Source organism: Cryobacterium sp. Y11 (genome assembly GCF_002929535.1).
Lineage (GTDB): Bacteria > Actinomycetota > Actinomycetes > Actinomycetales > Microbacteriaceae > Cryobacterium.
In genome coordinates, this window is the sequence record NZ_PJJO01000061.1 from 545355 (window position 1) to 559901 (window position 14547).

General features: G+C 65.2%; 7 protein-coding genes. 4 read left to right on the top strand and 3 right to left on the bottom strand.

The window, feature by feature from the left end; translation table 11 throughout:
• Positions 1-5 precede the first annotated feature (5 nt).
• Together glgB and CXY75_RS19275 are read right to left on the bottom strand one after the other, a co-directional pair.
• Complete coding sequence (gene glgB / locus CXY75_RS19270; protein ID WP_104084369.1) at positions 6-2393, bottom strand: 1,4-alpha-glucan branching protein GlgB; 2388 nt, start codon at positions 2391-2393, stop codon at positions 6-8.
• Positions 2390-4405 (bottom strand): alpha-1,4-glucan--maltose-1-phosphate maltosyltransferase, encoded by a 2016-nt coding sequence (locus CXY75_RS19275; protein ID WP_233202032.1) that lies wholly within the window; start codon positions 4403-4405, stop codon positions 2390-2392. Before CXY75_RS19275 ends, glgB begins: the two co-directional genes overlap by 4 nt.
• 194 nt (positions 4406-4599) lie before the next feature.
• On the opposite strand from CXY75_RS19275, the gene glgP reads away from it, so the two are divergent.
• A complete protein-coding gene (glgP, locus tag CXY75_RS19280) occupies positions 4600-7179 on the top strand; it encodes an alpha-glucan family phosphorylase (RefSeq protein ID WP_104084370.1) in 2580 nt (859 codons plus the stop codon).
• 16 nt (positions 7180-7195) lie between these two features.
• Here glgP and glgX read toward each other — a convergent pair whose 3' ends face one another.
• On the bottom strand, positions 7196-9292 hold the full coding sequence (glgX, locus tag CXY75_RS19285; RefSeq protein WP_104084371.1) for a glycogen debranching protein GlgX: 2097 nt from the start codon (positions 9290-9292) through the stop codon (positions 7196-7198).
• A 58-nt stretch (positions 9293-9350) separates the two neighbouring features.
• On the opposite strand from glgX, the gene CXY75_RS19290 reads away from it, so the two are divergent.
• The 3 genes from CXY75_RS19290 to ligA are packed head-to-tail and all read left to right on the top strand — an operon-like array spanning position 9351 to position 14101.
• On the top strand, positions 9351-10577 hold the full coding sequence (locus CXY75_RS19290; protein WP_104084372.1) for a cysteine desulfurase family protein: 1227 nt from the start codon (positions 9351-9353) through the stop codon (positions 10575-10577).
• A 52-nt stretch (positions 10578-10629) separates the two neighbouring features.
• On the top strand, positions 10630-11826 hold the full coding sequence (mnmA, locus tag CXY75_RS19295) for a tRNA 2-thiouridine(34) synthase MnmA (RefSeq protein ID WP_199182509.1): 1197 nt from the start codon (positions 10630-10632) through the stop codon (positions 11824-11826).
• Positions 11819-14101, top strand: a complete 2283-nt coding sequence (gene ligA / locus CXY75_RS19300; protein WP_104084374.1) for an NAD-dependent DNA ligase LigA — start codon at positions 11819-11821, stop codon at positions 14099-14101. The genes mnmA and ligA overlap by 8 nt, the downstream gene beginning before the upstream one ends.
• The last annotated feature ends 446 nt before the right edge of the window (positions 14102-14547 follow it).

Here is a 14547-nt window from a genome sequence, read left to right on the forward strand (position 1 = left end):
AGGGCCTAGCGGCGTAGGCGGAGCCAGAGTCCGGCTAGGGGCGGCAGGGTTATGGTCGCGGCGGCTGGGCGACCGGCCCAGGGCTCGTTGTACGCCTCGACGCTGCCCTGGTTGCCCACGCCGGAGCCGCCGAAGTCGGCGGCATCCGTGTTGAGAATTTCTTCCCACTGTCCGGCAAATGGCAGGCCTACCCGGTAGTCGGTGTGCGGGTGGCCGGCGAAGTTGAAGAAGCAGGCCACCGGAACACCGTGGTTGTCCCAGCGCAGAAACGACACGACGTTTTGGCTGGCGGCGCCGGCGTCGAGAATTTCGAAACCGCCCGGGTCGTTGTCCCGGCTCCACAGGCTTGCGTTGTCGCGATACACCCGGTTGAGCTGGCCGACCAGGTTGAACAGGCCCCGGTGCGCCGGCTGGTCGAGCATCCACCAGTCAAGGCCCCGCGCTTCGCTCCACTCCGAGCGCTGCCCGAATTCGCTGCCCATGAACAGAAGCTGCTTGCCCGGGTGCGCCCACATGAACGAGAGATAGGCACGCACGTTGGCCAGCTGCTGCCAGGAGTCGCCAGGCATCTTCGCGACCAGGGCGCCCTTGCCGTGCACGACCTCGTCGTGGCTGATCGGCAGCAGAAAATTCTCGCTGAATGCATAGATGAACGAAAACGTGATGTCGTTGTGGTGGTACGACCGGTACATCGGGTCGACGTGCATGTACTCGAGCGAGTCGTGCATCCAGCCCATGTTCCACTTGAACCCGAAACCGAGCCCGCCACCGCTGGTCGGAGCCGTCACCCCGCCCCAGTTGGTCGATTCCTCCGCAATCATGATGGTGCCGGGATTGCGCTTGTACGCCGTCGCCGTGATCTCTTGCAGCAGGCTGATCGCCTCAAGGTTCTCGTTGCCGCCGTACTGGTTCGGCTCCCACTGGCCGTCTTCTCGGGAATAGTCGAGGTAGAGCATCGAGGCGACGGCATCGACGCGCAGCGCGTCGATGTGAAATTCTTCGAGCCAGTACAGGGCGTTGGCGACCAGAAAGTTGCGCACCTGCATCTGACCGAAATCGAAAATGTAGGTGCCCCAGTCCAGCTGTTCGCCCCGGCGCGGGTCCGGGTGCTCGTAGAGCGCCTGGCCGTCAAAGCGGGCGAGGGCAAAGTCGTCCTTCGGAAAGTGCCCCGGTACCCAGTCCATGATGACGCCGATGCCGGCCTGGTGCAGCCGGTCGATCAGGTAACGCAGGTCGTCCGGTGAGCCGAAACGGCTGGTCGGCGCGTAATAGCCACTGACTTGATAGCCCCAGGAGCCGCCAAACGGATGCTCAGAAAGGGGCATGAATTCCACGTGCGTGAAGCTGAGTTCGTTCAGATAACCAACCAACTCATCCGCGAGGTCCCGATAGCCGAGCCCGGGCCGCCAGGAACCCACGTGCATCTCGTAGATGCTCATGGCCTGGTTGTGCGGATCGTTGGCGACGCGGTTAGCCAGCCAGGCAGCATCCGCCCATTCGTAGTTCGACGCGGTGACGACCGACGCCGTCTGCGGTGGAACCTCGGCGAGGCGGGCCATCGGGTCGGCCTTTTCGACCCAGGCGCCGGACTGCGCGAGCAGCTGGAACTTGTAGTTGGTGCCGAGTTCCAGTCCCGGAATGAACAGTTCCCAGACGCCGGTGGTGCCCATGTTGCGCATGGCGTGAGTGACACCATTCCAACCATTGAAGTCGCCAATGACGCGTGCGGCCCGTGCGTGCGGGGCCCAGACGGCAAACGAGGTGCCGATGGATGCGACCGCAATGCCCTGGTGCTGACGGTGGTGTGCTCCCAAAACGTCCCACAGGCGTTCGTGACGGCCCTCGCCGATCAGGTGCAGGTCCAGTTCGCCGAGGGTGGGAATGAAGCGGTATGGGTCGTCGCAGATCCACGATGGCGCGTCCTGGTAGCGGGCCTCGATCGTGTAGTCGCTGAGCCCGACGGTGCTTTCGCCCTGCCAGATACCGTGCGCGAGGTGGGCCAGTTCGACGTGCGAGCCGTTGGCGAGAATCGCGAACACCTCGGTAGCGAGCGGTCGCAGCGCACGGATGACGACGAGCGAGTCGGACACGCCGGCCAGGTTGGCGAGGTGCTGGCCGAGAATTTCATGCGGGTTGTAGTAGCTGCCCGCGGCGACGGCCTCGAGCACGTGCTCGGGAATGGGCGCCGGTTCGAGCGGGGCGGCGTGCGGGTGTGTCTTTTTCGCCGTGGTCTTCTTCGGCTGTGCCTTCGGGGACTGCGCCGCGGGAGACTGTGCCTTCTTGCCGTCGATTTTCTTTGCCTGACCCTTCGTATCCGTGGAGGTGCTCGCGTTCTCGTGCTTGTTGTGCTTCTGCTTGTCGTGCTTCTTCTTCTTCTTGTCGTGACCGCTCATGCTCGGGCCGAATTGTGTGGCGTGACGTGCAGAATATGCACCGGCTCCGTAAAGGCGTCTAGTCGCACGAAGTTGTCGGCCGACCAGGTCCAGGTGGCTCCGGAGACCAGATCGTGCACGTCGAAGCTGTCGCCGCGAATGATGCCGAACCGAGTGACGTCGAGATGCACGATACTTTCGCGCACGGAGTGCGGGTCGACATTGGCAACGATAATGAGGGCATCCGCTTGACCGGTACCGGTGAATGCGGCATCGAGATACTTGCTGTAGACCAGAATCGACTCATCGTCACTCGAGTGGATGTCCAGATTGCGCAGCTGAGCCAGCGCCGGATGCTCACTCCGAATGCGATTGAGCAGCGTGAGGTACGGCGCGAGGGACGTGCCGAGCTCTTCGGCCTTGCTCCAGTCGCGCGGCCGATACTCGTACTTCTCGCTGTCAATGCTCTCCTCGGCGCCGGGCCGAGCCACGTTTTCGAACAGATCGAAGCCCGCATAGACGCCCCAGCTGGGCGCCGCCGTCGCGGCGAGGGCTGCGCGAATCTTGAAGGCTGCCGGGCCGCCGAACTGCAGGTATTCGGTGAGAATGTCGGGGGTGTTCACAAACAGGTTGGGGCGAAGGAAATCGGCCGTCGTGGTGGCGAGGCCATCGAAGAACTCCTCCAGCTCAGTTTTGGTGTTGCGCCAGGTGAAGTACGTGTACGACTGCTGAAAACCCACCTTGCCGAGCGCCTGCATGAGTGCAGGGCGGGTGAAGGCCTCCGCCAGAAACACCACGTCTGGATCGGTCGCAGTGACCTCAGCGATGAGCCACTCCCAAAAGTCGAGCGGCTTGGTGTGCGGATTATCGACCCGAAAGATGCGCACGCCGAGGCTGATCCAGTAGCGCAGCAGGCGCAGCGCCTCCGCCCGGATACCGGCCGGATCGTTGTCGAAATTGATCGGGTAGATATCCTGGTATTTTTTCGGCGGGTTCTCGGCGTAGGCGATGGTGCCGTCGGGCAGGGTCGTGAACCATTCGGGATGCTCCTGCACCCACGGGTGGTCGGGGGAGGCCTGCAGAGCAAAGTCGAGAGCGACCTCAATGCCGAAGCCAGCGGCCTTTTTAAGAAAAGACGTGAAGTCGGCTACCGTGCCAAGGTCGGGGTGGATGGCGTCGTGGCCGCCGTCGGCGGAGCCGATCGCCCACGGCGAGCCCGGATCGCCGGGCGCGACAGTGAGTGAGTTGTTCGGCCCCTTACGAAACGCCTGGCCGATCGGGTGGATCGGCGGCAGGTAGAGCACGTTGAAGCCCATCGCGGCCACGGCCGGCAGACGCTGGGCCGCGGTGCGGAATGTTCCGCTGGTCCAGCTGCCGTCACTGTGCCGCACGGCGCCCTCCGAGCGTGGAAAGAATTCGTACCATGCACCTACCCCGGCGCGGGTGCGTTCGACGATGATGCTGCGTTCGGCCGAGAGCGAAACCAGGCCGGCGAGGGGGTGGGCCGCGATGGCCTGCCGGAGGGCGGCATCCGCTGCTGCCAGCAAACGAACGGCAACGGGCTTGCCGGTGTCGGCGATGGTGGCCGCTGCCGCCTGAAACAGGCGTCGTTCCTTCATCGGCCTAGCCTTATCAGCGCCGGCTTGCTGCAACAGTCCGGCGCCGATGCTGAACATGAGCTCGGTGTCGATGCCGGCTGGAACCTTGATCAGGGCGTTGTGTTCCCAGGTGGCGAAGTCGTCGGCGTATGCACGCACCCGATAGGTCCAGTGGCCGGCAGTGCCGAGTTGCACGATGGTGCTATACCGGTCATTGTCGTCGGCCTGCGGCAGCATCGGATGCCGCGTCGTGCTGCCGTCGGGAGCCGTGAGCTGGAGGTCGACGCCGATCAGGTCGTGGCCCTCCCGAAAAGCGGTCGCACCGAACGGTACGACCTCGCCGGCGAAGGCGCGCACCGGCCAGAGGTTGTCGTTCAGCTGGGGAGACAGGTCGAGCACGGGGATCCGGCCAACGGATGCCCGGTTGCCCGACACGGGTTCAACGTCAGCTATAGGCGACGTGCGAGTGGATGCGCCGGCTCGGCTGCTGCTACTCCTCGCTGCTGTCGGCGGGATCGTCTTTTTTGCTGCTGTCTTGGCCACAGAACGACCGTAGCGTGAAAGAGTGGCCGTGACTCCCGCATTGGCGTGTTGCGTAATTCTCACACGGCACCCCTAAGGTTGACCTCGTGAAGGCCATCCGCAAATTTACCGTCCGCGCCGTCCTCCCCGAGCCCCTCGCCGCTCTTGATGAACTGGCTGGCAACCTCCGATGGTCGTGGCACGAGCCAACTCGACAGCTGTTCGAGCGTATTGCCCCCGAGCTGTGGCGCGAGATCGGCACCGATCCGGTTGCCCTGCTTGGCGCGGTTGATCCGCGCCGCCTCGATGAACTTGCGCAGGACCACGACTATGTGGCCGAGGTGAACGCCACCCGCGACGCACTGCGCGATTACCTTGAGCAGCCGCGCTGGTATCAGAGCCTTGAGGGGGAGAAACCCGCCGCAATCGCGTACTTCTCGCCGGAATTCGGCATTGCCGCCGCCCTGCCGCAGTACTCGGGTGGCCTGGGAATTCTCGCCGGCGACCACCTCAAGAGCGCCTCAGACCTGGGCCTGCCGCTCGTCGGTGTCGGGTTGTTCTACCGGGCCGGCTACTTCAGCCAGGCCATCTCGCCCGACGGCTGGCAGATGGAAAGCTACCCGCTGCTCGACCCGGATGGGCTGCCGCTGGCCGTGCTGCGCCGTGCCGACGGCTCCGCCGTGCAAGTTTCGCTCGCCCTTCCCGACGACCGCACCCTGCATGCCCGGGTCTGGCAGGCCAAGGTGGGTCGGGTTCGGCTGCTGCTGCTCGACGCTGACATTCCCGAAAACGCCGATGACCTGCGCCTGGTCACGGATCGCCTGTACGGCGGTGGTGGCGAACACCGCTTATTGCAGGAACTCCTGCTCGGCATCGGCGGCGCCCGCGCCGTGAAGCTGTGGAGCACCCTGCTCGGACTTCCCGAACCCGAGGTGTTCCACACCAACGAGGGCCACGCCGGTTTTCTCGGCTTCGAGCGCATCTCGAGCCTGATCGGCGAGGGCTTGAGCTTTCAGGAAGCCCTCCAGGTGGCCCGCGCCGGAACCGTCTTCACGACCCACACCCCGGTCGCGGCCGGTATTGACCGGTTTGATCGCTCGCTCGTGCACCGCTATTTTGCTACCGATCTGCTGCCCGGCGTCGACGTGGAGGATCTGCTCGCCCTCGGTGCGGAGGGTTACGCCGGCGGCTCCTCCGAGGTGTTTAACATGGCGATTATGGGTCTGCGCCTGGGCCAGCACGCCAACGGAGTGTCGACCCTGCACGGTGAGGTCAGCCGTAAAATGTTCAACGGGCTCTGGCCTGGCTTTGATTCAGCGGATGTCCCGATCACCTCGATCACGAACGGTGTGCACGCTCCGAGCTGGACGGACCCGGCACTCAAAAGCCTCGCCAGCAGCAAACTCGGCACGAGCGACACGTCAACGGCCAACTGGGCCTCCAGCGAGGTCTCCGACCAGGACCTGTGGTCGGTGAGGGGCCAGATGCGCCAACAATTTGTTGAGGACGCTCGCCGGCGCCTGCTGAACGCCTGGCGCGACCAGAACCCGGGTGGCATCGCCCCGGCCTGGATCGGACGGGTCTTCGACCCGAACGTGTTGACCATCGGGTTCGCCCGACGCGTTCCCACCTACAAGCGCCTCACCCTGATGCTGCACGACCCGGAACGCTTGCGTTCCCTGCTGCTGCACCCGGAGCATCCGATTCAGATCGTCATCGCGGGCAAGTCGCACCCCGCAGACGAAGAGGGCAAGCGGCTGATCCAGCAGATCGTTCAATTCGCCGCCGACCCGGCGCTCCGCGGCCGCATCGCGTTTCTGCCCGACTACAACATCGCGATGGCCCAGCTGATGTATCCGGGAACGGACGTCTGGCTCAACAATCCGCTACGCCCGCTCGAAGCCTGCGGCACGAGCGGCATGAAGGCTGCCCTGAACGGTGCGCTCAACCTGTCGATCCTCGACGGTTGGTGGCCGGAATATTACGATGGCAAGAACGGCTGGGCGATTCCCTCTGCCGATTCTGCCGGGGACGCCGCCGAACGCGACCGGGTCGAAGCCGACGCGCTGTACGAGTTGATCGAACACCAGGTGGCGCCGATGTTCTATGAACGTAATGGCGACGACGTGCCGGAGCGGTGGGTCTCCAATATTCGACACACCCTCTCCACCTTGTCGCCGCAGCTCTCCGCCGACCGCATGGTGAGCGAATACGTGCAGCGGCTGTATCGCCCGGCCGGCCACTTTGAGGCGCTAATGTCGGCCAACAATTACCGGGCGGCCCGCGAACTCGCCGCCTGGAAGGGCAAGATCGTCTCCGCCTGGCCGCAGGTCGCCGTCACCCATGTGGAATCCGGCGGGGTGTCAGCGGTGCCAGAGGTCGGCGACGACCTGCACCTGCGGGCGCACGTGCAGCTGAACGGGCTCTCCGCCGACGATGTGACCGTCGAGGTCGTCTACGGCAAGAGCCTCGGCACCGACGAACTGCGCGATGTGGCCATTGCGGCTCTCGCGCCGGCGCCGGCGCCGGCGCAGGTTAAAGCAGCACCGGCCGGCGGCGCCACCCTGTTCACCGGCACGGTCGAACTCGACCGCGCTGGGACTTTTGGGTACACCGTGCGGGTTGTACCCAAGAACGCGCTTCTGATTAGCCCCGCCGAAATGGGCCTGGTCGCCGTCGCCAGTTAGGCGGTGGGTCCGGCGGCTAGGAGCGCCGGGCGCTGCTGCGCGGTACTGCGGTGAGCGGCACTGTCGCGCCGTGCGCGCGCATCAGCTGCATCGAGGCGCCGGGCACGACCAAGGCAGTGCCGGGCGCGTGCTCGATGACCGCGTCGCGCAGATCATCGTGACTGGAATCCCACAGCAGCGTGTAGCCATCCACTCCCTCGTGCCGTGGCAGGGTGACGGTTTCATTCTGCTCCCGCGCGTTCACGACAAGCAGGATGCGGTTGAAGGTCTCGTGCTCCGGCGTGGACGCCGCCATGTACTGCAGCGTGCGCTCGCTCGGTGAATTCCAGGCATCACCCTGCAGGGCTTCACCGGCGATGTTGTACCAGTCCAGCTGGCTCGCGCTCGGGGTCGTCTCGCCGAATCGACCGAAACGCACCGGTCGCAGCGCTGGGTTCTCCCGGCGCAGCTGCAACAACCGTCTGGTGACCCGGTGCAGGTCGTGCTGCCAGTCGTCGAAGTTCCAGTTGAGCCAGGTCAGCTCACTGTCCTGGCAGTAGGCGTTGTTGTTGCCGCGCTGGCTGCGCCCGAACTCGTCGCCGGCGGTGAGCATGGGGATGCCGGCCGAGAGGAGCAGCGTACCGAGCAGATTGCGCATGGCCTTCCGCCGGGTTGCCAGAATTGCCACGTCGCGGGTTGGACCCTCGACGCCGTGATTATAGGAGCTGTTCTTATCGGTGCCGTCGCGGTTCGACTCCCCGTTGCCGAGGTTGTGTTTGGTGTTGTACGCGGTCAGGTCGGCGAGCGTGAACCCGTCGTGCGCGGTAATGAAGTTGAGGGAGGCGAGGGGGCCGCGTTCATTGGCGAACGTGTTCGACGAACCGGCGACCCGGGTTGCGAAGCGCCCGATGCCGCTGCCGGCTGTGCCCGTGTGGCGCAGGCTTTGCATGTCCGAGAGCCAGAAGTCGCGGATTCGGTCGCGATAGCCATCGTTCCACTCGGTCCAGCCGGGCGCGAAGTTGCCTGTTTGCCAGCCGCCCTGGCCGACATCCCAGGGCTCGGCAATGAGCTTGACCCCGGCAAGCTCCGGGTCGTCACGAATTTGCCGAAGAAGCGGATGCTCCGGATCGTAGACGACGCCGGCGTCGCGCCCGAGCGTCGCGGCCAGATCGAACCGGAACCCGTCGATCTGCACCTCATTGGCCCAGTAGCGCAGCGAATCCAGCACAAGCCGTTGGGGCACGTCGTGGCTGAAGTCGACGGTGTTGCCGCAGCCTGTCACGTCGATGTAAGCACCGGACTCGTCCTGCCGGTAGTAGGCAGCGTTGTCGATGCCGCGCAGGCTCGTGACCGGTCCGTTGCGACCCTCCTCGGCCGTGTGGTTGTAGACGACATCGAGGATGACCTCGAGCCCCGCCTCGTGCAGCAGCTTGACCATGCCCTTGAACTCGCGCAGCACAGCCTCCGGGCCGGCCGACTGCGCCGCCTGGGTGGCATAGTCGGCGTGCGGCGTGAAAAAGTTGAGGGTGTTGTAGCCCCAGTAGTTGATCAGGCCCTGTTTGATCAGACGCTGTTCCGACACAAAGGCCTGCACCGGCAATAATTCGATCGCGGTGACGCCCAGGTCAGTGAGATAGGCGATGGTCGATTCGTGGGCAAGTCCGGCGTAGGTTCCACGCAGCGCCGCCGGCACCAGCGGATTCAGCCGGCTGATGCCCCGTACGTGCGCCTCGTAGACGACGGTGTGATCGAGCAGGGTCGCCGGTTTGGTGGCACCGTTCCAATCGAACGCGTCGTCAACGACCGAGGACTGCCAGAGACCGGCACCGACCCGAACCAAACCCCGCGAATACGGTTCGATCAGGGTTTTCTCTGGATGAAAGGAGTTTTTGGGGCTGGCAGGACCGGACACGCGAATGCCATAGCGGCGTCCGGGGGACAGTGTGCGGGACTTGCCAGACCAGACTCCGTGCACGTCCTTGGTCATCGGCACGCTCTTGATGATCCAGTTCGGGTCAGTGTCATCGAACAGACACAGGTCCATGGCGTCGGCGTGTTCAGCCCAGACGCGCAGTTCACCACCGGCGCTCGTCAGGTGTACGCCGAGATTACGCAGGGGGTCGGCGGAACTCATGAGTTCAAGAGTAAGCCGTGATGACTACCGGCATCCGCTCATCTGTAAAATGGAGGGCATGGTTGTCTATTTGGATCATGCGGCGACCACGCCCATGCTTCCCACCGCTATTGCCGCTTACGCCGAGGCGATGGGCGTTGTCGGTAACCCCGCGTCCGTGCACAGTCAGGGCCAAAACGCGAAACGGATGCTCGAAGAGTCGCGTGAAATCGTGGCCGCGAGCCTTGGTTGTGATCCGATCGAGGTCGTCTTTACCGGCAGTGGCACTGAGGCGATCAATCTCGGTATTAAGGGCGTGTACTGGGCGCGCGCTCCGCGCCAGCGCATTCTGGTGCCCGGAGGCGAGCATCACGCCACCCTCGACACGGTCGAGTGGCTGGCCCAGCACGAGGGTGCCGTCGTCGAGTGGATTCCGCTCGACGAGCAGGGCCGCATTGACCTAGCTGCGCTTGCGGCCGCCATTGCGCGTGACCCCCTCGACATTGCGCTGGTCAGCGTGATCATGGCCAATAACGAGGTTGGCACGATCCAACCCGTCGCCGAGGTGGCGGCGCTCGCCGCAGCCCACGGCATTCCGGTGCACGTTGACGCCGTCGCCGCCTACGGCTATATCCCGGTTGATTTTCGCGCCCTCGCCACAGCGGGGGTGTCGGCGCTGAGCGTCTCGGCACACAAGGTCGGTGGCCCGGTTGGAATCGGAGCGCTGGTACTCGGTCGGAAGACGACCGTGGAGCCGCTCATCCACGGTGGTGGACAGCAGCGCAAGGTGCGCAGCGGTACCCAGGATGTCGCGGCGGCGGTCTCGTTCGCGGTGGCGGCATCCGTTATCAGCTCGGAAGAGATGGCACCGAATCAGTTGGCAACGCAGCAGCAAGAAGAGGGGCATGGTCTCGAAACAGCGCGCCTGGCTGCTCTCCGAGACCGGGTGATTGCCGGTGTGGCCCGCGTCGCGCCGTCGGCGGTGCTGAACGGCGACCCGGCCAGTCGGCTGCCCGGTAACGCCCACTTCAGCTTTCCCGGCTGCGAGGGCGACTCGTTATTGTTCGCCCTCGACGTCGCCGGAGTGTCGGTGTCGACCGGTTCGGCTTGTCAGGCCGGCGTGCCGGAACCATCGCACGTGCTGCGCGCGATGGGGCGCAGCGAGAGCGAATCCCGCGGGGCCCTGCGCATCACCCTCGGACACACGTCGACCGAAGCCGACGTCGACGCCCTGCTCGCCGCGCTGCCGGCCGCACACGCGCTGGCGCTCGCCGCCGGCATGGCCGATCGGGTGCCAGGGCGCTGATCGTGGCTCGCCTCGTCGGCCCACACTGGGCACTGGCGCGTACACTCGTTGAGTGAAGGTTTTAGCAGCAATGAGTGGCGGTGTTGATTCCGCCGTCGCAGCCGCGCGCGCGGTCGAAGCAGGGCACGAGGTGGTCGGCGTGCATCTGGCGTTGAACCGAATGCCGGGTACGCTGCGCACCGGAAGCCGCGGCTGTTGCACCGTGGAAGACTCCATGGATGCCCAGCGGGCCGCCAACATCATGGGCATTCCGTACTACGTCTGGGATTTTTCCGAACGATTCAAACTCGACGTCGTCGACGACTTCATCGCCGAATACGCCGCCGGCCGCACCCCGAACCCGTGCATGCGCTGCAACGAGAAAATCAAGTTCGCTGCCCTGCTCGAAAAGGCCATGGCCCTCGGCTTCGACGCCGTCTGCACCGGCCACTACGCGAGCATTGTGACGGATGCCGACGGCAACAAGCAGCTGCATCGCGCGGCCGCTTGGGCGAAGGACCAGTCCTACGTGCTCGGCGTGCTCACCGCCGACCAGATTAGCCACTGCATGTTTCCGCTCGGTGCAACGCCGACCAAAGCCGAGGTGCGGGCCGAAGCAGCCGAGCGCGGCTTCTCGGTGGCGAACAAGCCAGACTCCTACGACATTTGCTTCATCCCGGACGGCGACACCAAGGGCTGGCTCGGCGAACGCGTCGCTCCCGCTACCGGCGACATTCTCGACCGCGCGGGCAACACCCTCGGCCAGCACGACGGCGCCGTTGCGTTCACCGTCGGCCAGCGCAAGGGCCTGTCGATCGGCACCCCGGCCGCCGACGGCAAGCCCCGCTTCGTACTCGAGGTGCGCCCGATCACCAACACCGTCGTCGTCGGCCCCAAGGAGGCGCTCGCCATTAAGGAGATCGCCGGCAACAAGTACACCTGGGCCGGGCTCGCGCCCGAGCACCCCGAGGTCGAGTTCGACTGCCACGTGCAGATCCGCGCGCACGCCGACCCGGTTCCCGCTGTTGCGCAGGTGGTCTCGACGACCTCGGTAACCGGCATCGAAGGAACGCTCGAACTGCGCATCATTCCGAACGAGCCGCTGGCCGGCGTCGCTCCCGGGCAGACCGCCGTCGTCTATGTCGGCACCCGGGTGCTCGGCCAGTGCACCATCGACCGCACGGTCAGCGCCGTTCCGGTTTCAGTCACTACTGCAAGCACCACTCCTGCAAGCACCGCTTCGGCCAGCCCCGTCCCGGTCAATGCCTGAGTCCGTCGCCGACACCACTCCCGACGAGCTGAGCACAGCGGCCGCCGAAGCTGCCGACATCACCACCCGAGTGCTGGCAGCCAGGGACGCGTACTTCGGTCAGGACGCGGCCGTCATCTCCGACGCCGAGTACGACCTGCTGGTGCAGCGTCTTGCCGAACTTGAACGTCGCTATCCCGAGCTGCAAAGCCAGGACAGCCCCACCCAGACGGTCGGCGGGCGGGCCGAGGTCACCCTGTTCGACCCGGTGACGCACGCCGAACGGATGCTCAGCCTCGACAACGTCTTTTCCCGCGAAGAATTCGAGGTCTGGGCTCGCAAGGCAGCGGAGAATTCCGGCCGTGCCGTGCAGTACCTGTGCGAGCTCAAGATCGACGGCCTGGCTATCAACCTGCGCTACGCCAACGGCGTGCTCGTCTCGGCGGCGACCCGCGGCGACGGCGTCGTCGGCGAAGATGTCACCGAGAATATCGACCTGGTGCCCGGTATCCCGAGTCAGCTGGCCGGCACCGGGCATCCGTCGTTGATGGAAGTGCGCGGCGAAGTCTTCTTTCCCGTGGCGGCGTTCGACGAACTCAACGCCGCGCAGTCCGCCGCAGGCGAGCGGGTGTTCGCGAACGCCCGCAATGCGGCAGCCGGGTCGCTGCGGCAGAAGGCCGCTGGCAAGAACACCGACCAGCTGCGGCTGATGAAGGCCCGCCTGGGCCGGCTACGCATGCTCGTGCACGGCATCGGCGCCTGGGAAAACCCGCCGGTCACGTCTCAGTCCGAGGTTTACGGCCTGCTCGAGAGCTGGGGCCTGCCCACCAGCAGCTACTTCCGCGTGGTCACCTCGGTCGCAGAGGCGGCGGAATTCATCGAGTACTACGGGGCGCACCGCGGCAGCGTCGTGCACGAACTCGACGGCATCGTGATCAAGATCGACGAGCTCGCCCTACACGCCGAACTCGGCGCCACCAACCGGGCGCCGCGCTGGGCCATCGCCTACAAATACCCGCCAGAGCAGGTCAATACCAAACTGCTCGACATCGTCGTCAGCGTCGGCCGCACCGGCCGCGCCACCCCCTTCGCGGTGATGGAGAAGGTGCTCGTGGCCGGCAGTGAGGTGCGCCAGGCAACACTGCACAACCAGGACGTGGTCAAGGCCAAGGGCGTGCTGATCGGCGACACGATCGTGCTGCGGAAGGCCGGTGATGTCATTCCCGAGGTGCTCGGCCCGGTTGTCGAGCTTCGCGACGGCACGGAACGCGAATTCGTCATGCCGCGGGACTGTCCCGAGTGCGGCACACCGCTGGCCCCGGCCAAGGAGGGCGACATCGATTTGCGTTGCCCGAACGCGCGCAGCTGTCCCGCCCAGGTGCGCGGTCGGGTCGAACACATCGGCAGCCGCGGCGGCCTGGACATCGAGGTGCTCGGCGAGGTCGCTGCCTCCGCGCTCACCCAGCCGACCGTGCCGGCGGAGCCGCCGCTGCCGACCGAGGCTGGCCTGTTCGACCTTGAGCTGGCTGATTTGCTGCCGATCCAGGTGATTGTGCGCGATGCCGAAACCGGGCTTCCAAAAGAAGACGACGATGGGGTGGCGAAAATCCGCATGCCATTCTCGCGCAATCCGACTCCGGCCGAGAAGAAGGCCGGCTTCATCGACCTGCAACCGTCGTCGAGCGCGCTCAAACTCCTCGTCGAGATTGAGAAAGCTAAGACCAAGCCGCTGTCGCGCGTTCTGGTATCGCTCAATATCCGTCACGTCGGTCCGGTCGCCGCCCGCGCCCTGGCCAACCATTTTGGCTCACTCACGGCCATTCGCGAGGCCACCCGGGAGGAACTCGCCGAGGTCGACGGGGTCGGCGGCATTATTGCGGACGCGGTGCTGGACTGGTTCCTGGTGGAGTGGCACGTCGATATCGTCACCCAGTGGGCAGCGGCCGGCGTACAGTTCGCCACCCCGGGCCATCCGGGGCCGGGCGCAGCCGAGGCGGCCGGTGGAGTGCTCGCCGGGCTGACCGTTGTGGCCACCGGTTCCCTCGAGGGCTTTACCCGCGAGGGCGCCCAGGAAGCGATCATCGCCGCTGGCGGTAAGAGCGCGTCGAGCGTGTCCAAGAACACCGACTTCGTCGCTGCCGGGCCGGGTGCCGGATCCAAGCTCGGCAAGGCCGAGACCCTCGGCATCCGCATTCTCGACGCCGACGAGTTTCGCCTCCTGCTCGCCGATGGCCCAGCTGGGTTGGTGCCCGAGCCCGAGTCTTCCGCCGCGTCGACGAACCGACCTACTCCTTGATTTCCCGTCAAACTCAAGGGCTGCGGCCGATCTGACCCGTTTCAACCGAATGACCCCGTGTCTCCTCGGTCAACGTCCACCACGATGAATGCTCCGCCGGATTCTTCCGACGGAGCATTTTTACACCGCGCAATCAGTACACAACAGACGCCTCATCGGCAGCAAATGCGACGCGCTTGAGTCTCGGTGCCTGTGATTATTGCGCCCTGGGGGTTGGATCGCTGGACGAACTCGAATTCACTTGCGCAACGGTCGAGTCCGGGCGCTGACCATACCGCGGCGAGTTTGGTCGACGTTGGCCTACTCGGGCTTGAGGATGACTTTGGTCCACCCGTTGTTGCGGTCGCCAAAGTTCTTGTAAGCATCCGCGGCTTGGCTGAGCGGGATCTCGTGCGACACGATCCAGGATGGCTTGGCCTTGCCCACCGCAATCAGGTCGCGCAATT